Annotated in this window: 12 protein-coding genes and 1 pseudogene; 9 read left to right on the top strand and 4 right to left on the bottom strand. The window is 41.2% G+C overall.

Going from position 1 to position 23355, the window contains the following annotated elements; all coding sequences use genetic code 11:
* Window positions 1-395 precede the first annotated feature (395 nt).
* Both DESACI_RS21705 and DESACI_RS21700 read right to left on the bottom strand, forming a co-directional pair.
* The gene (locus tag DESACI_RS21705) at window positions 396-1379 is read right to left on the bottom strand and encodes an oxidoreductase (protein WP_014829375.1); all 984 of its coding nucleotides are present in this window, start codon (window positions 1377-1379) and stop codon (window positions 396-398) included.
* A 279-nt stretch (window positions 1380-1658) separates the two neighbouring features.
* Window positions 1659-2900 (bottom strand): IS110 family RNA-guided transposase, encoded by a 1242-nt coding sequence (locus tag DESACI_RS21700; protein ID WP_014826601.1) that lies wholly within the window; start codon window positions 2898-2900, stop codon window positions 1659-1661.
* Between the two features lie 642 nt (window positions 2901-3542).
* Between DESACI_RS21700 and DESACI_RS21695 the strand changes: the two genes are divergently transcribed.
* From DESACI_RS21695 to DESACI_RS21675, 5 genes are all read left to right on the top strand, one after another.
* Window positions 3543-3926 (top strand): MerR family transcriptional regulator, encoded by a 384-nt coding sequence (locus DESACI_RS21695; RefSeq protein ID WP_014829374.1) that lies wholly within the window; start codon window positions 3543-3545, stop codon window positions 3924-3926.
* A gap of 601 nt (window positions 3927-4527) precedes the next feature.
* Entirely contained in the window at window positions 4528-5604 is a 1077-nt protein-coding gene (locus DESACI_RS21690) for a restriction endonuclease PLD domain-containing protein (protein WP_014829373.1), read from the top strand.
* A 182-nt stretch (window positions 5605-5786) separates the two neighbouring features.
* Window positions 5787-8864 (top strand): DEAD/DEAH box helicase, encoded by a 3078-nt coding sequence (locus DESACI_RS21685; RefSeq protein ID WP_014829372.1) that lies wholly within the window; start codon window positions 5787-5789, stop codon window positions 8862-8864.
* A gap of 472 nt (window positions 8865-9336) precedes the next feature.
* Window positions 9337-10644, top strand: a complete 1308-nt coding sequence (locus DESACI_RS21680) for an AAA family ATPase (RefSeq protein WP_014829371.1) — start codon at window positions 9337-9339, stop codon at window positions 10642-10644.
* 1 nt (window position 10645) lies between these two features.
* Complete coding sequence (locus tag DESACI_RS21675) at window positions 10646-11344, top strand: HNH endonuclease (protein WP_014829370.1); 699 nt, start codon at window positions 10646-10648, stop codon at window positions 11342-11344.
* Between the two features lie 866 nt (window positions 11345-12210).
* On the opposite strand, the pseudogene DESACI_RS25320 reads toward DESACI_RS21675, so the two are convergent.
* Window positions 12211-12429, bottom strand: a pseudogene (locus DESACI_RS25320) (IS110 family RNA-guided transposase); the annotation flags it as partial.
* A gap of 393 nt (window positions 12430-12822) precedes the next feature.
* Here DESACI_RS25320 and DESACI_RS21670 point away from each other — a divergent pair.
* The 4 genes from DESACI_RS21670 to DESACI_RS23305 all read left to right on the top strand — a co-directional run bounded on the left by DESACI_RS21670 (window position 12823) and on the right by DESACI_RS23305 (window position 20578).
* Entirely contained in the window at window positions 12823-14670 is a 1848-nt protein-coding gene (locus DESACI_RS21670) for a histidine kinase (protein WP_242833102.1), read from the top strand.
* On the top strand, window positions 14667-15515 hold the full coding sequence (locus DESACI_RS21665; protein WP_014829368.1) for a response regulator: 849 nt from the start codon (window positions 14667-14669) through the stop codon (window positions 15513-15515). Before DESACI_RS21670 ends, DESACI_RS21665 begins: the two co-directional genes overlap by 4 nt.
* Window positions 15516-15756: 241 nt before the next feature.
* Window positions 15757-16035 (top strand): response regulator, encoded by a 279-nt coding sequence (locus tag DESACI_RS21660; protein ID WP_014829366.1) that lies wholly within the window; start codon window positions 15757-15759, stop codon window positions 16033-16035.
* 73 nt (window positions 16036-16108) lie between these two features.
* On the top strand, window positions 16109-20578 hold the full coding sequence (locus tag DESACI_RS23305; protein WP_014829365.1) for a cell wall-binding repeat-containing protein: 4470 nt from the start codon (window positions 16109-16111) through the stop codon (window positions 20576-20578).
* 692 nt (window positions 20579-21270) lie between these two features.
* On the opposite strand, the gene DESACI_RS21645 is transcribed toward DESACI_RS23305, so the two are convergent.
* Window positions 21271-22941 carry a GH3 auxin-responsive promoter family protein gene (locus DESACI_RS21645; protein ID WP_014829363.1) on the bottom strand — a complete coding sequence of 557 codons (1671 nt, stop codon included), beginning with the start codon at window positions 22939-22941 and terminating at the stop codon, window positions 21271-21273.
* Window positions 22942-23355: the final 414 nt, after the last annotated feature.

The raw sequence follows: 23355 nt of genomic DNA, 5'->3' as shown, positions 1-23355 counted from the left end.
TATGAAAATTTGTGCTTCCTTAAAAATTACATCTCTGAAGAAATCCTCACAGGAAACTGGCTGTGGGGATTTTTGATTCTTCATCTTTGCGGCTTATCTAAAACCTGGTGTATTTTCCTAAAAATATTGTAGTAGCCATAAAGTTAAGAGGACGCCATCGGTGTCCTCTTGACTTCGATTATTGGGTCTTTAGCGAAGATTACTTTCTATAAACTGCTCTTCCACAAACTATAGAATCAAAATATTTGATTAAGTCGCGCCTCAAAGTTTGTAAGACATGATTTGAGCAGACAGAAAAGCGACGGTTGCTCAATTTCAGGCATCCGTCGCTCTGTTTCATTAGCTATATTTTGCATTCAACTAAATTTCCCTATCCTTCTGATAACAATACTCGATTAAATTATAAATTCGACACCTGTTAGCCTTTCGCTAAGATCCCATAGTCGCCTTGCCAATTCAAGATCAATTGCCCATGGACGAACGCCTGTGGCACTGAGGCTATCGGCCGATTCTGCAGTTGATATGTCACAATCCTCGCAATAGACCCCGCCCATTCCATTAAGTTGATTGCTAGTTGCACACCAAACACTGGTCGCCGCGCCTTGCTCCACTGTCTTGAATTGGGCGTTGTTTTCATTGCTAACGATTTGTCCCTGCTCGTCTTTAATCGGTTTGGGTCCTATCTCTGCTTCGGTCAAATCCCGTCCTAGTTCGGTATTCGGCACTAACCCAGGGTGAACAGAGAAGGCTCGGATATCAAAGTTCCTGCCTCGCTTGTCTAATTCCAGTGCAAACAGGATGTTGGCAGTTTTAGACTGCGCGTAAGCTTTCCACTTATCGTATTCATGATGTTCAAAATTCGGATCCTCGAAATCAACCCCGCCGAGACGATGGCCCCGTGAGGAAACCGCAATAACTCTTGCACCATGGGCCATTTTCAGGGCTGGGCAAAGTCTTGACGTCAACTGAAAATGACCCAAATGATTCGTTGAGAACTGTGACTCATAACCACGTCCATCACGTCTAAGCGGAGGCGCCATCACACCAGCGCTGTTGATAAGGATGTGCAGAGGTCTGCCGGTGGTAAGAAAGCGTTGTGCGAAATTGTCGATAGAGTCCGGGTTCATGAGATCAAGTTCTTCTAACTCCACATTCGGTATCCTTTCAAGTGAAGCTCGAGCCTTCTCCGGCGTTCTTGCAGGAACGATTACCGTGGCACCGACATTTGACAAAGCACGCGTGGTCTCTAATCCGATACCAGAATAACCACCTGTTACAATCGCTATTTTTCCTGAAAGGTCACAGTGGGCCACCATCTCTCTTGCCGTTGTCAGCGGGCCATATCCTGACTGAATAGGTGACTGTTTGGTAAAATTCATTTAGCCTCTCCTTTATAATTGATAATGTCAGCTTATCTCTTAAAGTCGACTCTAAGTCAAGGAAAAAAGTTTAAATTATCTTGATTAGAGGAACTCTAAGTATTACATTTTAAATATATTAGTTTTAAGTCCTTCGGTAATATGTCAAGACCCTAAGTGAGTCAATTTTTCAGTAAGTTAGTTATCCGTTGGCAAAAAAGGCAATAAAAAACCCTCTTATTCCCAAAATGAAATGGAAACAAGTTACAAAAATGGGACTTCAATTCTCGTAGTTCATGCTTAGTTTGCAATCCCCCTATTGCCATGTGGCATATAGATTTGGTTGCTGCGTAGCAGAGCATCAACCATACGGACGAGTTTGCGTGCAGTAAGCACGAGAGCACGGCGATGATGGTGAGTCTTACTTTCCGAGAATTTACGTTGGTAGAAGGCTTTGTACTCTGGTTCCTTTTGGCGTACTAGGTTAGCAGCCTGGATGATATAACTTCGCAAGTAGGTGTTGCCGGTTCGAGTTAAGGGCGTGTCATCGGCTGTAAAATCACCGGACTGGTGAGAACGCCAGGTTAGCCCAATAAACTTTGCTAAGGCTCCTTCATTCGGAAAACGGCGGATGTCTCCAATCTCAGCAATAATACCAGCTGAAAGCACAGGGCCAATACCGGGAATGGTAATGAGCGTATTAGGGAAATGCCTGATTTCAGCTTCGATCGCCTTATCGATTTTCTTGACCTGTTTCTCTAAAGTGTGGATGGTTTCGATGCTCGTGGCTAGGATAAGGTTAATGGGTTGCAATAGGCTTCCACGTAGTCGATGGGCCTTGCGAGCGGCTTCCTTCAACTCTCTGGCTTTGGCTTCCGGATCCTCGAAATGACTTCTTCCTTTCTCCATGAGGAAATCAATCAGTTCATCAAGCGGTCGAGCCGCAACCTCTTCTGGAGAAAAAAACTCAAGTGTCAAGGATTCAGAAGTAACGCTGAAAGTATTACTAAAAACCGTACCTTGGGCAAGAGTGCTAAACTTTAAGAACAAGTTCGTGAGGAAATAATTCTTCTCTCTGGAGATCATCTCGATCAGATGACAACGAAAGCGAGTGAGTCGCTGTAACGGTAAGTAGCGGAAATCGACCTGAGAGCCCTCCGGGAGCCGGCCGAAGCGTAAACGTTCGGCAATGACCCAGGCATCAATCCAGTCGTTCTTCGGAAGGTCCACATAAGCCTTTTTGAAATTAGCAACGACCTTGGGGTTAAAGGAATAAATTTGGGGCTGTAAAGGTGCTAAACAATGGTCTTCCGCTAAGAACATTTGTAACGGCCAACTGTACACGGAAGTGGCCTCTAAACCAATAACCAGCCGGTCCTCATTCTCTTTATTACAGGCTTCAGAGAGATATCGGGCAACTTGCTCACAACCAGGCTGATCATTCAAAACCCTTAGCCTTTTAACTGGTTCATTACCACGCTCATCTAAGATTCGCACTTTAAAATCACTGGAACTCACATCTATACCGACAAATAAACTCAAGTAAAATCACCTCACTTTCCGAGTCGAAGAATTTGTAAGATTAACGTTGGGACCAGGCACCACAACAGGTCAACAACCTCGCCGAATCAGCACTTGTCTTAAAAAGACCTCGGATCCAACCGATCTGCTACCATCGGAGGGGTTCCCTTTAAGCTGTGCAACCTTCGAGTTAAAAGTTCAAATTGTGGGCTGGCAGTCAGACTTAATAAGAGGTCATAGCCTCAAGGAGTGAAAGGCCTTACCAGAACGAACCTCACGGTATCATTTTGCCTGAAACCCCAACAAACTTAAATACTTTTTTGTTGTCAAAGAACGACTTAAGGAATCATTACTCAGGTATTCCTTATCCTGAGCCTGTGGACAGTGCCAGCCTATGGAAAAGCCCTTATGGGTCTATCTTAAAAGAGCTTTCCCTCAGGCTTTGGACAAGTCGAATTTGAAGTGTGCTTTGGGGTTGACTTGTCCACACTGCCCACAGGCACGACGACTGCATGGGGTATGCGTTATTCTGCGCGCATCTTGTTGATGATGACCAACCAACTGAATTTCCAGTTTTCTTTGGTCATTTAAATACCCCACGTTCCATTAGTTTTTTGGACTCGTGGGGCAGGAACTAAATTAATTATACGAGGAGTAAAGAAGATGGAATATTCAATTAAAGAGGTATCCGAGAAATTCAAATTATCTGCCCATACGCTGCGTTTTTATGAGAAAGAGGGAGTATTGCCGACTATTCAGCGAGACGAGAGTGGTCGCAGGGTTTATAGTAATAAAGACCTTGGAATAATTCAAATTATTTGCTGTATGCGCGTAACGGGTATGTCTTTGGAATACATTAAAAAATACGTTGAGTTATGCATTCTTGGTGATAATACAATCCCGGAACGACATCAAATGATTCTTTCTCAAAAAGAAATAATCGAAGACCTCATTAAGGAATATCAAGATCTTTTGAATGTGGTCAATTGGAAACTACAATATTATGATAACCGAATGCATGAAAATAATTCCACCGCTATCAATTGAGCGTTCTTATCTGTCCAAAAGGCCTTCGTTAAACTCCCAGACAACGAACTTGAATAAAAATCCATAAAGATTGCCCACTACAAAATATGAAACTATTTGTGTTAAAGTTTATGACCTTCAAATGGGCTTTGTCTTAGGTGGGCTACTGACTCTCCGACAACTTGTGTCTGGCAAAACGAACTGGATTGTAGGAGCATAAGATCGATGATTGGGTAAGAAACAAGGTAGAACTTCAGTGACTTTGCTACTGCGAAAACCTCAGGACGTCTTATTTGGACGATCTGTGGTTTTTGTTTTTGCCGAATATTTTGATATCCTGGGAGGAAATTGAGGAAAAATGCGGAAATTATATATGATAACGAAGGAATAACTCACATTTGGCAATAATGCGAGTGGTACTCCCGATTGCATGTACTTTAATAACGGGTGCATAATTCTAAGTGGCTGAAAGAAAGAACAAAGCAAATGTTTATACCTGATATTAAAACAGATCGCTGATAGAATGTAGCTCTTGAACTCAAGACTTGAGGTTTCATGTATCAGTTTGGAGGTAAAGGCTCTTTCTTAATTATACGGATCAAGGCATATCTGGAGGTATACAATGAGAATTATTGATAATATAAGAAACAATCACAATCAAAGCATTCAATCAATGCTTATTACAGCTGACCAGATGATTTTGGCAAGCCCCTTCTTAATTGAAGAATTTGATGAATTTGTACATGATGTGGCAGAGTTGGGAGTGAAAAGTATTGTACTCCTAACGACACTCAAAGATGATTCTCCTGACTTATTTAAAAAAGCAAATTCACTATATTCATTTTGTACTTCATGTGTTCAAAACAGTATGAACTTTGAGGTCAGAGTTGACAATAAACTCCACGGTAAGATTTACATTGCTTCAAGGGATGGTCGCCCAATTAAAGGTATAATTACGTCAGCCAACTTCACTGATAATGGTTTAAAATATAGCCATGAATGGGGTGTTGAAATTGACGATATAGATTTACTTCAAAATTTGATTAATGACCTAATGAGGGTAGGTAGCGATCCCTTAAGTGGCAAGGAGATTGAATTGATCGTTAAGGCAATTGATGATTACTCAAAAGAGAATCCACCGATTCGAGAACCAAAGCTTAAGCTTGAAGTAACAAAGCACATAAGAGATAAGTTGAAGGTAACAATACCAAAGGTAGCACGCACAGAGCAAATTGACTTCCCAGATGATACTAGGTACTTCCTAAAGCCTGTCGGTTCTTCAGATCATCCATTTGAAGAAACGAGAAAACTAAGTGAAACAATACAGGAAATGCACTTTTCCAAGCGTAAGCCTAATGCTGTGCGCCCAGGAGACATCCTTATTTGTTATGGTGTAGGCACTACTAAGCTTTTGGGGTATTTTCGGGTCTTAAATGAACCTTTCCTTTCGCCTGATGAGAATACTAGATGGCCTTGGACAGTTGATTCTGAAAACCTCAGTCCTAAATACAGTTTCAATTGGTCATTATTTAATAACACGCTTTCAAGTGCTCAATCAACTTATGGTTACGACAAAGAACTCACATATGTAGGGGGCAAATCTCTCGGAGCTTTAAATTTTGGAGCCGATAAAATCAGACTTAACGAGTCTTTTGCGCACCATTTAATCAATATCATTGAACAAAAAGTAAAACATTGACTGAAAAACATAAGTAAATCGGTATGTATTCTTTAACCGTGTTTTCTGATCTACCTTTAATAACGACAAGATACCTTAGGTACTGCTCAATGAGTGGACAAGTTTTATTAGTGGTCTATAATCGAAAGCCCTAATTGAAGTTGGGTATACCTACCCAATTTAGTTTATACGGAGGCAATCGGATGTTGCAACAAATCTTGAAATACTGGTACGAACTAGAGTTTTTTAATCCATGCTGGCCAGTCAAACCCCAAGATGATACTGACCTGACCAAGAAAGATTTGCCTTGGCAGCAACCGCAACGAGATCCCAAAATCCAGGTGAGTTATGATGTGTATTTTGGCAGGGCTCGATCTAACGATCTGATTGTTTGGATGCTGGATGCACTGAATCTCCACGCTGAAGGATCGTCTATCGAAAATGACAGTTCGCTGGTTTGTCTTTGCGCCCTAAAAATTGACGAGAAAGGGAAGTATGTTGCCGATTCCTTTGCCATTTCCAGTTTCGTTTGGGCAATCTGCGAGCTAGTTAACGCGGGTTCATTTGGTAAAAAATTAGATGTGTCAGAGCTGGAAACGTTGCAGCAGAAGATAAATAACTTGCTTTTACAAGACAATGCAGACAAGGATGCTCCATCTATGTCAAAGGAGTATTTGTACAAAATTTACGCATTGGTCTGCACGAAAATCAAGGTGAATGATAAGTTGTTTGACGCTGATTTGTGGTCACGCCGAAAGGTCCAGTACGCCAACAAGGATGGCAAATTCCCACCGCTGGATCCTTCCACCGAGTTGTTGCAAAGCTTTTATCTTAAGGATATGAAAAAAATCCAAAAGTCTCCTACACAAAGAATTAAATGTTATGTTCAGGCCAAAATTGAACCCAGCACCGAAATACAGCGTATACAGATTGATACTGATGTTACGCAGATGCAGCGGTGGCTGAAAGCAGATTCTTTTCCGCTTGGCGCATGGCCTTCACAATACAGCCCGAGTCTGATGCAACAGCTGGGGATCAACATTGCTACTGCTGGCGGGCAGGATATTTTTTCAGTTAATGGTCCGCCTGGAACTGGAAAAACTACACTACTCAAGGAAATTGTGGTTTCCAACATCATTCAAAGAGCAATCTTGATGACGGAATATGATGAACCTGAAAAAGCATTTAAAAAGAGAGAGATTAAAAACCCGCCCGACCAGTATAATCAAACATTCTACAAGCTTGACGAAAAGCTATCTGCCTATGGCATGATTGTGGCATCTAACAATAACGCTGCTGTCGAAAACATATCAGTGGAACTGCCTAAGGCGATAGAAAAGGATCGAACCGGACGATTTTCCGGTGTGGTGGATGGAACTGATAAGGAAACATATTTCGCTGATGTTGCAACTAAACTGCTGGGCGAGCCCGCGTGGGGGCTTATCTCAGCTAAGCTGGGAAAGAAGAGCAATTTGAATGCTCTTAAGAAACGTCTTTGGTGGGCGGATGACGAGGTGACGCTTAAGCGTTACTATGAAGGAGATGCACCGGATTGGAATTTGGCACGTCAGAATTTCCGGACGGCACTGCAAGCCGTGATTGATGCACAGATTGATATTGCACAGGCGCAAGCTCTGCTAGTCGAGCAGGAGATAGCAACGGCAGGTCAAATAGCTGCACGTATTAAGAATGACGAGACACAGATCGAACTTTTTCGACAGAAAGAAAGTTTACTGGCCGAGCAGCAAGAGCTGTGCAGGCTGGAAAAAAAGCTGGCATTACAGCAACAGAACATCATTACACTACAATCCAGCCTTTCGTTTTTGAAGCGGATTTTCTGGCGGTTGTTCAGGAACAATTCTGTCATCAAAGAATGGAAGCAAACTGAGCAAAACGCACAAGATACAGTCATTCAGATTACCCGACAAAGGATTGCCTGCCAAGCACAGGCGGAAGTCGTACAGGCGGCGCAAACGCAGAATCAGTTAGCCGAGCGAGAACTGCAGCAAGCGAAACAAATACTACATACTGTCAATGCGGCGGTCGCTCCATACCAAGCGTGCTTTGGCGGAAACTGGGCGGATGGTGCCTTCTGGCAGAATATCAGTGAAAATGAGCGTTCCCAAACAGCCTGCCCGTGGACTTATGCTGAGTACGACAAGCTACGGGAAGAGCTGTTTTATCAGGCGCTCATGTTGCACAAAGCGTTTGCGTTATCCAGCAATTGCGTTAAACAAAATCTGATCCGGCTCTTTGCCATGTGGGACGGCAAGTTTATGAAAAGCGATTGTGAGGCTGCCTATGGAGACCTGCTCAATACTTTGTTGCTGGTGGTGCCAGTAGTATCGACTACCTTTGCCTCAGTGCAATCCTTTTTGGAGGATGTACAGGCGGAGGAACTGGGAATTCTGGTGGTGGACGAAGCGGGTCAGGCTACTCCGCAGAGCACTTTGGGTGCATTGTGGCGAACACGAAAGGCCATTATTGTTGGCGATCCATTGCAGGTGGAACCGATTGTCACCATCCCCAAAGAACTGCGAAAGCGCTTTGCCGATGAAAACGAAATTCCGTCCGAGTATCGAAAACCAGAGTTGTCGGTACAAGAGTTGGCTGACCAGCTTAACCTATTCGGCGGCATTCGCATTCGGAATCTGGACGGCCAAAAATTATGGCTAGGCTGTCCGTTGATTGTACATCGCCGTTGCCTTGATCCCATGTTCCAAATCTCCAATGAGGTGGCTTATAACGGCAGGATGTTTACCAAAACCGCCGAACCGGATCCGGCGATAAAATTTCTGTTGCAGCAATCGGTATGGTTCGATATTAAGGGTGCCGAAAAAGGCAATAAGAACCATGCGGTGCAACAACAGATTGACTTTGTGGTCAACCTATTTGGGCAGGCGATAGATATTTATGACGGGCTGCCTGATCTGTATATAATTACGCCCTTTACCTCAGTGGAGCAGGCATTGAAGAATGCAATTCGTCCAGTGATTATGAGAAAACTGCCGCAGAATTCTCAAGACATCACGGATTGGCTCAAGGAAAACTGCGGCACTATTCATACCTTCCAAGGCAAGGAAGCAAACGAAGTGCTATTGGTACTTGGCTGCGACGCACAAAGTGGGAAAGGCGCCATGCAATGGGTAGGTCAGAAACCTAACATCATTAATGTTGCTGTTTCCCGTGCGAAATATCGTTTGGGTGTTATCGGAGATTATGGCATATGGAAAGATATCCCGTACGTGCAAACGGTATGCAAATACTTGAAACGACAGTAGGGAGAAAATAGGCCAGGCATCCGATTAAGATGAGAGTATTTTGGATTTCCTATTCATAAACCCTGGCGTTTTGTCTATTAGCGGAAGTTGGTATGATAAAGGGATCAGCTAGAACTGCCCCCCTTTTTATGTTGCAAATTTCCGTAATGACTGGAACGTTATTATGGAGTATACTAAATTAAGGTAATTATATTAGCTGTGCTGGCGCGGATGGAATATGCTATTTTTTAGGTCTATAGCACTCAATTATTGGGGTCGATTAATGATTGAAACGAGCAATTCAAGCAAGAGCAGAAACTAGAGAGTCTAGCAACTATTGTAATGTTGTTGGGCTTTTTATCTAATGTTATTTTCAATTGGCTTGGTTTTACGGATTAGCTTTCTTAGGTATTCGCGAGTGCCTGAAGACAGGAATGGGAATTTGATTGGAAAAAAATGGGCACAATACTTAAGGTGAGGGGAGTGTTAACTTGTGCGTATAGAAAAATTGTACTTAAAAAATTTTCGCGGATTTGAAGAACGTGGATTCGAATTCAAAAAAAACTTTTCTGTTATCTCCGGGGAAAACGGGAGTGGCAAAACTAGCATATTAGAAGGACTTTGCGTTGCGCTAGGTGGTTGGTTGTATGCGTTTAATGGAGTGGACAGCAAAGATAAAAGAAATATTGCATCATCTGATAGGAGAGTAATTGTTGGAAAGGTTAATTCCGCACCTCTACAGCAGATTCCAGTTCAAGTCAAATGTTGGGCGGAGATTGCAGGTCAAAACATTGAATGGGAACGCGCAATTACCAGTAGAAATGGGCGCACTACACACGGTGGTCTTTGGTATATTAACAGACTGTCTAAAGAATATAACGAGAAGATCTACTCAGGAAATGATGAAGACATTATTTTGCCAATAGTGGCTTATTATAGCTCTGCACGACTTTGGAACGAACCGATTCAGAGGGAACGTAGAATAAAAAAAGAGAAGGTCCGTTTAGAAGGATATAATAAGTCTATTAGCTTTTCTAATTCAATAAAAGATGCCATGAACATAATCGACAGGATTGCTCATTTAGCGTACCGTGAGGATGATCCTACTAGCCTGCACGAGATTAATTCTATTCTAAATGCTATACAAAAAAGCATTAATCACTCGATGCCTAATGTGAAGGTAACGTACAATACCAAGATTGCAGAAATATGTGTAACCGACGGAACCGGCTTATCTATCCTTTATTCTAAACTAAGTGATGGATATCGATGTATGATTAGTCTGATTGTCGACATTTGCAGACGAATGATCACATTAAACCCACAGTTGGGTGAAAGTGCAATAGATAAAACTCCTGGTGTAGTCTTAATTGATGAAATTGACTTACATCTCCATCCCAAATGGCAAAAAAGCGTAGTTACAGATTTAAAAACTATTTTTCCAAAAATTCAGTTTATCGCAACCACTCACTCCCCGTTTATTATCCAATCACTTAAAGAAGACGAGTTGATTTTACTTTCTGACGCAGATGATGAAGTGGAATATGTTGGAGAAAGTATTGAAGATATTTCAGAAAATGTGATGGGAGTATCGAATCCGCAATACAGCAAAGAAAAAGAAGAAATGTATACCGTAGCACAACAATTTTATAAGGACTTGGATGCAGTAAAAACACCAGAGGAAATGGCTCAAGTTGAAGAAACACTTAAAAGATTGACGGCAAAATATAGTGGCGATGTTGCCTACTATGCTTTTTTGGAGCAGAAATTTTTAGAGAAAAAGTTAACTATGGAGGGATAGTATGCGACCAGTAGATAAAGGTGCATCTCCCTACCAACAAATTCGTGAATACTCACAGGCGTTGCCTTTTTTGGAAGAACGAATTGGCTGTTACTGCTCGTATTGTGAAATGAACATTGGGCATGTCCCAGAAGTCGAACACAATATTGCAAAAGACAGAGGCGGAAGCAGAACAGATTGGGAGAATTTGTTGCTTGGCTGTAAATATTGTAATGCCCGCAAAGGAACAATTATTGGTGACCATCCTAAAGATAGGTGGATATGGCCAGATGAAGACAATACTTTTTTAGCTTTTACATATGATGGTGGAATTCCCAAAATAAACGAGGAATACTTGTGCAAAAATGGGCAAACAATTTATGCTCAAGCTAAACAAATGCTTGAGGACTTAAAGCTTGATAATATCCCGTGTAGCGCAAGTGATAAAGATCGTCGATACAAAAGCCGCATCAATGCCTATAACCGTGCAAAAGAAACGCTTTCCGGTTGGGATAGGGCAAAAGGTACTATTTATGAAGATCATTTCAAGCGAATTATTTGCATAGCGGCAAAAGCTATGGGATTCTTCTCAGTTTGGATGAATGTATATAAGAACGAGCCGATTATACGTGTTGCATTAATTCACGAATTCGAAGGCACTGCCTTGGATTGCTTTGATGCAAATGGTTTAGCAATTCCTCGACTAAATGGGAGAATATAGCTACATAGTCAGGTGAATTCAATAATTAGTTTCGTAGGTAAATACGTGTGTTATTTTGATAAATTGCAGGTTAGCACTACCCATATACTGGAATCCTTGTGTTTTAACACCAATTAACTAATTATAAACAACCCTCCCTTTCATTAAGGGTAAAGCTTATCTTTTGATTTCATGCCAGAAGCTATAAGTTATTAACTAGGGAGCGTCCAGCATTTTAAAAAGAATGCTAGCCCCCTAAGAAAGAAGATGAAAATTTGACATACAGGGTTTTTAATAGTGTCAGCTCGCCTCCGCCATAATAAGTACTCAATAATTGATACAATTAATGAACATAAAAAAGTCCAGCAATGCTGGTCTTTTCGGCTATTTAGGGTAAAGTAAAGCAACGTTTAGGGCGGTGCTTTCTTTGTTTTTGAACCCAAATTGTTTAATGATGCACCCTACTTTTTAACGATTACTACCTCTCTAATAATTTCTCGTTTTTTATCGGATATCTCTCGATATCGCAGTATCTCGTACAAACCAGAAGAGCCTCATACGGACAGAATCGGCATCAAGTGACGGATTCAGAGAAAATGGGTACAGCAAACAAAGCATCATATGATTTTTCTCTGTCGGCCATTGGTAACCCATACATCTCATGGCAGCAAACCTCTCACATCTAACAGGGTCACGGGAGGCCCCGGCCCTCAATTCCTTCGTTCTGCCTATCCATAAAATAGGTGTCAGTAATGCTTTCGTCCCGAGTCGTTGCTCTGATGGAGGTGATAAAGACTGACTACCGGCTCTCTTATCTGTGTGATTGCTATTTCATCGGGATATCCGTTTTCTGCGACGCTTTCAGAAAACATCCCTTGTACCTGAAGTTAAGCCGCTAATCTATCCACTGGCCGGTTAATATCTGTTACAAACTTAACAGGATCATATGCACAGCCCTTGGTTAACAGTGCGTAAAACACTCGGATCAACTTGCAGCTCAGGGCAATGAGCGACTGTTTTTTCTTCAAAGGATTCTTCGCCCTGCTAGTGTAATATTGGCGGTTTTCCTTGAACTCCTGATTTTTGGATACCAAAGGCATTACTGCCTACTGATGGCATTTTTCAAATAATATGAATGCATGGCCATCGCTAAGTTGCATGTTAGTTCGATGATGGGGTTTAATAATTCGTGTTACTGATTTTGAGCAAAGGAAAAATTAAGTTAATTTTGACGCTGTTCAGACAGTGAGTTGTGTTGTAACATATAGTATATACACCTTTCTGGTTTGGGATTGTTTGATTTGATTGACACAATATTACACCAACTGGAAAGGTGCTTTACTGTCTGTGTAGACTGGGTTAAATAGTACTTTTCTTGAGTAAATTGAGTATATAAAAGTTAAACGAAAGTGAATGGCAGAATTGTGAATCTAAAAAAGGGATGGATAAAACCCAGCTTAAAATGGCGGATACTGCTCGTCATAATCGTTCCGGCCATAATGCTTTATACGCTGCTTATGCTGTTATCACCCACCCCGTTCATTGTCCAAAACGGCAGGGCGGATTTGTCAGGAGTCGATTTCACTCACGATAAATTAGTTTCATTAAATGGACAGTGGGAATTCTATTGGAACAAACTGCTGGCGCCGGAAGATTTTAATTCCGGACAAAGGCCAAAAATGGATTCATTCATGAAAGTTCCGGGCGTCTGGTCTAATAATGTCGGCACCCATTATACAGCTCAGGGTTTCGCCACCTACAGGCTGTCCTTTGAGTATCCCTCGACCTTGAAGGAACCTGCTCTGCGCATTTCAGGTGTTGCCAATGCTTATAAGTTATATGTCAACGGACAACTGATGGCAGCGGCTGGAAGCGGCTTGGACAGCAGGGCCAACTTCAAAAACGATGACAAAATCATCATTATTGATTTGCCGAAGGATACCCAGAAGATTGACCTAATATTTCAGGTGGGCAATTTGAATTGTGCCACCGGAGGGCTTCGCGTTGTCCCTGTGTTTGGTTCAAAGCAGACTTTGGAGCGGCAGAGAATGATTTTGATCATCTTGCAGATGCTCTTCATCGGCGGCATCTTAATATTTGCCATTCATTATTTGTTTCTGTTTCTCCTTCAGACCAAAGACAAGACATCCCTGCTTTTGGCCATTTTCTGTTTTGTAACGGCCTTGCGTTCCCTGGGATGGGGTGAAATCCCTCTGTTGATACTCATGCCCAACGCGTCCGTGAACCTGCGAATGTATCTGAACTATTTTACGGGCTATAATTTTGCGGCGATTGTGATGTTGTTTGTTTACAGCTTATACCCATTGGAATTTAATAAAAAGATAATGGGCCTGCTCCTGCTTCCCAGTCTTGATTTTGATATATTCCTTTTGATTAAGAGCCCTGAGTTAATGTCATTTTACACGAATGTTCTATACATTCTTTTGCTTTTACAAATGCTTTATATTCTGGGTGTGCTGGTGAAGGCCGTACTCCGGAAAAGAGACAATGCGATTTTAATGTTCATTGCCATCTGCCTCCTGATTTGGACTATGAATGAGGATATCATCGATTTCATATCGCTTGGCAGCATGAATTTATCTTGTATGTTCTTACTCGGGAATTTCGCGGTCATTTTGGCCATGTCCTATGTACTGGCGCGACAGCAGGCCGTGAACCACAAAAAGCTTATTTTGTACAATGAAAAGCTGCTTGAGGCGGACAGCCTGAAAGATCAGATCATGGCGACAGAGATGTCGTTCTTACAGGCTCAGATCAAGCCGCATTTTCTCTACAATGCGCTCAGCGCCATTGCCAATGTATGTGAAAAGGACGGGAGGCAGGCAGGCAAGCTGATCATCGACTTGGCTCTCTATTTGCGGGGCAGTCTGCAGTTTAACAATATGGACAAAATGGCGACGATCGAAAAAGAACTGGAATTTATCGATACATACTTCCATATTGAGCAGGCGCGTTTCGGACACAAGATCCAGCTGCAGAAAAAGGTGGAAATACCTTTGGATGTGCAAATACCGGTGCTTATTCTCCAGCCGCTGGTTGAAAATGCCGTCAGGCACGGTATTTCCAAACAGCCGGGCGGCGGTAGAGTAAGCGTGCGGATGATGCAGCAAGATGAGAGTATTTACATAGAGATTGAAGACGACGGTCCTGGCATCAACAGCGAAAAGCTGGCCGTGCTCTTCACCGATTTCGGATCGGCTCAAGGGGTAGGACTGCTTAATATTCACAACCGGTTGCTCAAATTATATGGTAGAGGTCTGGAAATAAGTAGTGAGCCAGGACGTACCTGCGTAAAATTATGGATACCGGAGGTTGGATTACAATGAGGATTGCGGCAGTAGACGATGAAACACATGTGCTGGAACGATTCGCCAGGATGGCTGCAGGTGTGCCGGAGCTCAGTGTGTGCGGTTTGTTTGAAACCGGAGAACAGCTGCTGGCCTATTTAAGGAAGAACCCCCTGGATGCCGTTTTCCTGGATATCGAGATGCCGGGCGTGAGCGGTCTTGAATTATCTGAGCAAATCCAAAACCTAAATGAAAACATAGACATCATTTTTGTCACGGCATTTAATCAATATGCGGTTGAGGCTTTTGAATTACAGGCCATGGATTACATCATGAAGCCCATGACGGAAGAAAGACTGGGTAAAACCATCAAGCGCTTATTAAAAACCAAGAGGAGGGCAAGGCCTCAGGAAAAACCATTTATTCAATGCCTGGGCGGTTTTGATGTGTTTTTAAACGGTAAAGCGCTGACCTGGAAGAGCTCTAAAGCCAAGGAAGTATTGGCGTTTTTAGTATATAAAAAAGGAGTGCCGGTGGGTTGGGAAAAGATCACGGATGCTGTTTGGCCGGACTTTAACTCCGAAAAGGCCCAGGCGAACTTTCATGCCACCAACTATTTACTGCGGAAAAGGCTGGCGGAAGCAGGACTGGCTCAGATTCTGAAAAGCGAACGGGGCAATTACAGAATTGTGGCGGACAAATTCGATTGTGATGTTTACCGTCTTGAAGAGATGCTCAAAAACAGTCAGCTAAAAAGCAATGCAGGCTTGCGCTTGCTAGAAGAGCTGGTGCTGAAAGGATATATGGAAGCCAGCGGGTATGGCTGGGCCTACCCGAGAGCGGCCGAACTTGATGATTTGTGCAGAAAAGTATTGGCGGAATAAAAAATATTTTTTGTAAATATATAACAAAATGGCGAAAACCCATGAAATATAAGACTTTGAGAGAAGCGGCCTGTAGGAGAATCGTTCCTATAGGCCGCTTCTGATTTAGGGTTCATTTAGGGTAATTGTTTTAATATGAAGAAAAAGTTGTTTATGGAGGTGGAGGTATGCATGAAATATATCATTGTCGATCCGGATAGACAAAACGGTATGGAACTAAAAAAAATATGGCTATGGATTATTGGATTTTCAGGGAATCTATACAACATTCAGCGCGGCGGAAAAAAATAGCCTTGAACATCTGCCCGATATCGCATTTATCCGGCTGGGCAAAGCGGAGCTGAATGCTTTCAGGCTTGCCGCGGCAATCAAGGAACGAAACCTGCTCTCTAAAGTTATTTTTATCAGCAGTCAGAGAGAAGATGCTGTGGAAGCTTTTGAGTACGAAGCTGATGGTTTTATATTGATACCTTTCAATAAAAAGAAAATTGGGCAACTTCTGCAACAGAATTTAGAATGAAGAAATAATACGCAATGTAACAAGTTTGTAGGAATTATAATGTAAATAGAAATGGGGGGAACACTTCTTAATTATGAAGGGAAAAAAGCAAAAAAGAATCATTTCGTTAATTGTAATGATTTGTATGATTTTAACGATGATTGGTGGGGTAACAAATAAGGTACAGGCAGCTGTAATCCATAATGTATCAGATAACTCATCATTGACAGCCGCAATTAATAATGCAGTGGATGGTGATACGATAAACTTTACAAACAATGTCACTATTACATCAGAAGTCGATATCAGCAAGGCTTTAAATATTGAAGGTAATAATCATATCATTACTGTACCTGTTCCAGGGCTGGATGATTCGGGTATTTATAATACTAACCCATCTACTTTTAGAGTTTTTAATATCAATGTACCTGGAAAAACTGTTGAAATTAACGATTTGACGATTAAGGGCGGTTGCATTAGCTATAATGGATCTACAGCAACAACCGGTAAAGGAGCAGGTATACTTAATAACACTGGTACAGTTCTTGAGCTTAACAATATTGATGTTTCAAATTCAAGGGCTTACGATAGTAGCAGTTACGGTAGTGGTACTTATGGCGGTGGAATTGTAAATAATGGAGGCACTGTTTATCTTAAGGATAGTAATATCAGTAGAAATGCTGCAGAATTCGGCGGCGGGTTTTTAAATACATCAGGTTCTACTATGTTTATTGAAAATAGCACCATAAGCGAGAATAGAAGTACAAGTGCACAAGGTGGAGGCGGAGGCGGGCAAAATAATGGGACCCTCTATGTTAATAATTCAACATTTTCCAATAATAAAAGTACTGAACTGGGAGGAGCCATAAATAATAGGCCAGGCTCAGTTGCATACTTCGTAAATAGTACATTTACAGGAAATGTAGCCTATGGAACTGGTTTTGATGGTGGGGCTATTGCGAATAACGGTGGTACTTCAACTGCTTTAAACTGTTTGTTTGCTTATAATTATCAATTTAATGGCACAAATTATGTTCTAAATGATATATCGGATTATTCTTCATGTGTCCCCATAAATTCATATTACTGCATTTTCCATGCTCCAATGGGTGCCACAAAAATCAATAATGTTATAGGAAATACTCAATACTCCGGGAATGCCGATGGCTCGGACAATAGCATATTTACCAACGGCATTAACGCGCTGGTGTTAAACGGCAATGGACAGACAATCGGAACTAAAACCATCTTTCAGCCAATATTAGCAAAGGCAAATGGTATTAATACACCTACAGCACTACTTAAAACAGGTAGTTTCGCCTTATTCAAGGGTGCCAAAACAGGCTTTACAGATGGGAATGGCAGCCCTGTCATAGGATATAATAATGGGACAAATTGGGTAGACCTGATTGGCAGTAATTCTACAGGCTACGAGGTAACCACAGATCAAGATAATATTTCCAGAACAGCAACACCAACTGTGGGAGCATTAGAAACTGCTTCCTCAACGATTTATATGCTGAAAGTTAATGCGGCAACTGGAGGTACTGTAAATGGGGGTACAATCTATGGTGACGCATATGCGTCAGGGACTAATGTTACCCTTACAGCTATTCCCAATGACGGGTATATGTTTAGTGAGTGGGATTATGTGGACGGAGGTACCGGTACTGCATCAACAAGCAATCCATATCCATTATCCGTAACACAGAATACAACGCTTATTCCTGTTTTTAGAGCTACAAGCACCAAGTCCGTTACTTATATTGATAATGGCAGCACGGGAGGGACTGTACCCAGCAGTTTTAATGTTAGTTTAGGTTCTCAAGTAACGGTATCAGGCAACACAGGACATCTTGTGAAATCAGGGTATAATTTTACAGGATGGAACACAGAAGCTAATGGAAGCGGAACAGCCTATGCAGCAGGTGAAACCTTTAATTTGACGGTAAATTTAGCATTGTATGCGCAATGGGCACCAGTAACAGTACCCGATGCACCAACAAATGTAAGAGCAACAGCAGGAAATGCCAGTGCCTCAGTAACCTGGACGGCTCCAGCCAGTGACGGAGGAAGTCCTATCACAGATTACTTAGTAGATGTTTATAAAAACACTACTTTAGTAAATACAGTGAATACAGGTTCAACAACAACTTCAGCAGCGATAACCGGACTTACCAATGGAACCGCATATACATTTGACGTAAAAGCTGTAAATAGTGTCGGCAATAGCGCGGCATCAAGTGCGACAAGTGCAGTAACCCCAACAGCAGCAGCTACAGTACCCGATGCACCAACAAATGTAAGAGCAACAGCAGGAAATGCCAGTGCTTCAGTAACCTGGACGGCTCCAGCCAGTGACGGAGGAAGTCCTATCACAGATTACTTAGTAGATGTTTATAAAAACACTACTTTAGTAAATACAGTGAATACAGGTTCAACAACAACCTCAGCAGCGATAACCGGACTTACCAATGGAACCGCATATACATTTGACGTAAAAGCTGTAAATAGTGTCGGCAATAGCGCGGCATCAAGTGCGACAAGTGCAGTGACACCAACAGCAGCAGCTACAGTACCCGATGCACCGACAAATGTGAGCGCAACAGCAGGAAATGCCAGTGCCTCAGTAACCTGGACGGCTCCGGCCAATGACGGAGGAAGTCCTATCACAGATTACTTAGTAGATGTTTATAAAAACACTACTTTAGTAAATACAGTGAATACAGGTTCAACAACAACTTCAGCAGCGATAACCGGACTTACCAATGGAACCGCATATACATTTGACGTAAAAGCTGCGAATAGTGTCGGCAATAGCGCGGCATCAAGTGCGACAAATGCAGTAACACCAACAGCTCCGTCAAATTCACATGAAAATGGAGGCTCACCTGGATCTGGGACAGGTTCTTCATCAGGAGCGACAATTACAGCTAATGTTGTGGATGAATCAAATGGTAATATCAATAACAGTAGCCCTGTAGCTTCAATTAATGCAATGGTAGCAGTCAACACAGATGGCACGGATACTATCAGTGTAAAGCAGTCAGACGCTGTAGTAATAAAGCAGCCAGATGGCAGCATTGCTCCTTTTGAGGATTACTCAAAAATTGGGTATATTGCACCTTCAAATGTACCTGTAATTATTAATTCGGATGGAACTGTTCAAGTTAGTAATTTGGTAAAAGGCAGCAGTTATGACGTTCCTGTAACTTATGATATGGGTAATGGTCAGAAAATTATGATTGGCAATATGCATATATCAGTCGATGGTGCTGGTAACGTAAATATGACTTCTAATTTGATAGACCCTTATGGAACGTTGACGGATTCAGTATCCGGCAAAGTTATAAGTGGGGTAAATGTAACTCTTTATTATGCTGACACATCTAGAAATATAGCAGCAGGAATAATTCCAAACACAGCAGTTAAACTTCCAGCTATTAATGGATTTAAACCTAATAATAATCAAAATCCACAGACAACTGATATTTACGGAACATATGGCTTTTTGGTATATCCTAATACCGATTACTATATAGTCGCAGTCAAAGAAGACTATGATACATTGACTAGTCCTACGATTTCCGTTGCTGACAAACAAGTTAAGTACTCTGCTAAAATGAATCACCCAGTCACAGGGATATTAAGATTAGGTGGAGAGTCTAGAGTAGATACTGCTATAGAACTTGCAAAATCAGAGTTTAGTGAAAAAGTTAAAAGTGTCGTCCTGGCAACAGCGGATAACTACCCTGATGCTTTGGTAGGAAGTGTATTAGCATATCAACAGAATGCCCCTATACTTCTTGTTGGAGATTCACAATCGGATCAAGATAAAGTAATAGATTATTTAAAAAGTTATGCTGATACGTCAGTAAATGTCTTCATTCTCGGGCAAACTGCTGTTGTGAGTGAGGCATTTGTTCAAAAAGTCAATGCAGCAGGGTTCTATAATATAAAAAGGCTTGGTGGTTACGATAGATATGAAACTGATGCAAAAATAGTGGATTACTTGGATGTGCCCGAAAGAACTCCTGTTGTAGTTGCATTAGGCGAAAATTATCCTGATGCTTTATCAGTAAGTAGCGCAGCATCTATAAATCAGTTTCCAATTCTTCTCGTTGGTAAAGATGGATTTAATGATTTAGTTAAAGCAGAATTTGCAAAAATAAAACCAAGTAAGGTATATATTATAGGGGGTACAGGTGCAATAAGTGATGGTATTAAAAATCAGATAGCTGATTTAACGTCTTTGGCTAATAACAATATCATCAGATTAGGCGGAATAGATAGGTATGAAACTTCATTAGCAGTAGGAAAATACTTTAATTTATCAGGTCAAAGCATATGTATTGCTACTGGAAATAATTTTCCCGACGCTTTAGCGGGTAGTATCTATGCATCAAACTATAATGCGCCTGTTATTCTTGCAGATAAAACCTTGTCAGATGATCAAATAAATTATTTAAAGAGTAGAAAATTATCTGGGGTAACTATATTTGGTGGAGACGCTGTAATAAGCCAGGAAATACAGCAGGAATTGTCAAAGCTCGTAGGGCAATAAAAGAAAATTATTAAGTTTGGGGTGTGCCGAAACTTTAAAAGTTTTTGGCACACCCCCGCCGTTTTGATTAATAAATGTACAGAAAAAGAGAAATGGCTGCCTATCTATACTGAAGGCTGCCATCTTTCTCATATTATGGGTAAGCGGTGGAACACATACCGTGTGGGATAAAAACAGCCCCACTGTTTGAAGTGAAGCTGTTTATAATAAAGTCCTTCTCGGGCAATTTTTTTGATGTAGTTATACTGTTTCCGTATCAGCTTTTTGAATTCCCCATCGGATAGCTCATTATACAACATGACTATTCCTTCTTCATAAAGATACTCATAAATCAGTTCACAGTAATCATCATCCTCACGATGCGCTTTTTTGTATCGCAGATCAAGCTCTTAGAGAAAATCCAGGCTGTAGGTCATGCTGTCGATCTTACCGTCTAGATATTCCTTGGTCATGTTCATTAAGCCTTCGAAGCAGAGGAGCATCATAAGAAGTAGGGGTTCAACGTGGTAATGAAAGCCTTCGCTGTGAAGGCTTTTTGTATGCCATGGTTGAACCCCTTTGTTTTAGGTAAGCGTATAATAAAGGCCCAGCATCTCGCTTGGACCGCCGATTCATATAACACCTTAACAGAGCACGTATGGTTCGATTGAGGATTCTGGTCACAACTAAGCAAGGTAGTAATTAATTGCCCTTTATTTTATAATTTCAGATTCTTCTAAAAAACAAATTAACGTATTATCACTTATCAATCTAGGAATTTTTACTGGTCCTTTTGATCCAATCTTTTTCCTTAGTGCTTTGGAAAATTCTTCAAACGTACCATTCTTTACAATTTTAACGTTAATGGGGTTGATTTTCCCAGTATCCCTCATGATTTTGTAGATAGGGTTTGCTTCTTTCATGGATTCATCAAGTATCTCCCTGAAACTAGTTAAGTAAGAATTATTGGTGGTTTCGATTTCGACAAAGAAATCATAGTTTCCTGGATGCATATCGTAGTTAACAGTTGTCGTAAAGTCTATTAACAAGCAATCCAATTTCATTGAAGTCTCTAAAAGGGCATTAAAAACTGCATGTTCGGAACTTTTCTCTCCGGCAATATTCAATAATTGGCCATGTCTATACTGAAACTCGATTACCGGACACTGATGATAGAAATCTACAACTTTAACCACATCACCTAGACGATACCGATATAGACCGCAGTAATTCGTCAAAACGATTTCATACGTGTTTCCAAGCTCCAATTTATAAATTGGTAATGCTTCTATTCCGGCGTTGTTATCTGTTGGGATGAATTCAAAATAGGCTGTTCTTGGTGTAAGAACATAATACTGTTTACCCGGCCAAAGGCACGAACCTATTAAGGCCTCTGTGGAATTATAGGCTGGTGTAAAAATAGGGGTATTGCCTACATAGAATTGTAACTTCTGGATATAGACCGAAAAGCTACCACCGGCAATACATTGAACGTACAATAATTTGGGCCAGATCTTAGGGGCAATTTGCTCGAAGCCTTCTTTGAATAGTTTAGTTAGTTCCTCAGCTCGTTCTTCGTCAGGTTCAATGCGATGTTCGAGATTTTCCCGTAATTGATCCGTTAATTCTATGGACCTGTCGATTTTTCCTGTTCTAATATCTTCTATTAAACTCGGCCAATCATGCTCTAATTGATGAAGCAATGCTAATAGCGTTGGTGCAAGTGGGGCATTAAGAAATAATAAATCCCTTTCCTTTAATGCAAATAGAAGATGTATATAATTTGCTGTTTGTTGGTTTGGTTCTTCGAATATTTCAACAGGCGAAGTCCCAGTAATCGAAGCAAGCCACTGTAAGGCCCTCATATTACCGGACGATCCCGCCCCCATCGGAATACCGGATTTCGATTTTCTCACGGCAGATAAGCTCATCATCATTAATCCTTTATTGAATTGTTGTGTTTGAGGGAATTTCTCAAAGAGTACTCCATTTGTTAAAAGACTCATATGCATTGCCCGAATCTTTCTGGCACGTTCAGTAATCGGTATAAGCTTTTGATTTCCCGTCGTTCCCGATGAAAGGCCGAAGAAAACAACGGCTTCCGATGTTAGTAAATTTTCCTCTCCACTGGCCATTCGCTCCACATAGGATTGAAAATCACTATATACGGATAATGGAACATTACTTTTGTATTGCTCTTCATCTTTAATGCATGAAAAGTTATGACCTTTTCCAAATTGAGTGTTTTTATTGATTTCAATGATTTCCTTTAAAACCTCTTTACATGTTTGTTCTACAGCCATTGTTTCCTTTTCGAATTTCGCTTTGAAGGATATTGCATCCGTTACAAAATCCCTCCCAGTGTTTGGGTTAATTATATTCATTCTTTATCTCCTCATGCCAATTAATTTGATAAAGATTTCGTTTTCTACTCTTTCCACAATTAATGGAAATTTCCTCCTTGAATGCCTTAATGTTACGGAAATAATTAGGATTTGTTAGCTTAGAAAAAGTGCTTTTCGAATAGGAGTTATTTATTATCATCCGAGTGGACCGTGGGGATCTGGTCTTGCTAAAGGCTGAGGATATTGAGATTCTCTTTGAAGCGTATATGCAAAAAATAAAATCTGAATTAAATTGCATTTGCCAAAAGATTACACTGTGCGATATAAAGAGTGGTTGCTAAAATGCAGATTTTTAGAGGGGGAGGGGGATAAAATATTTCTTAACCCTTTGGAGGGCTAAGAATATGATAGAAAATTAAGTTCATGGGGGGTCTGAGTCTGTAATAAATATGG

The organism is Desulfosporosinus acidiphilus SJ4 (assembly GCF_000255115.2).
Taxonomy (GTDB): Bacteria; Bacillota; Desulfitobacteriia; order Desulfitobacteriales; family Desulfitobacteriaceae; genus Desulfosporosinus; species Desulfosporosinus acidiphilus.
Note: the sequence above shows the minus strand (reverse complement) of the source record. Positions and strands in the feature narration are given on the sequence as shown.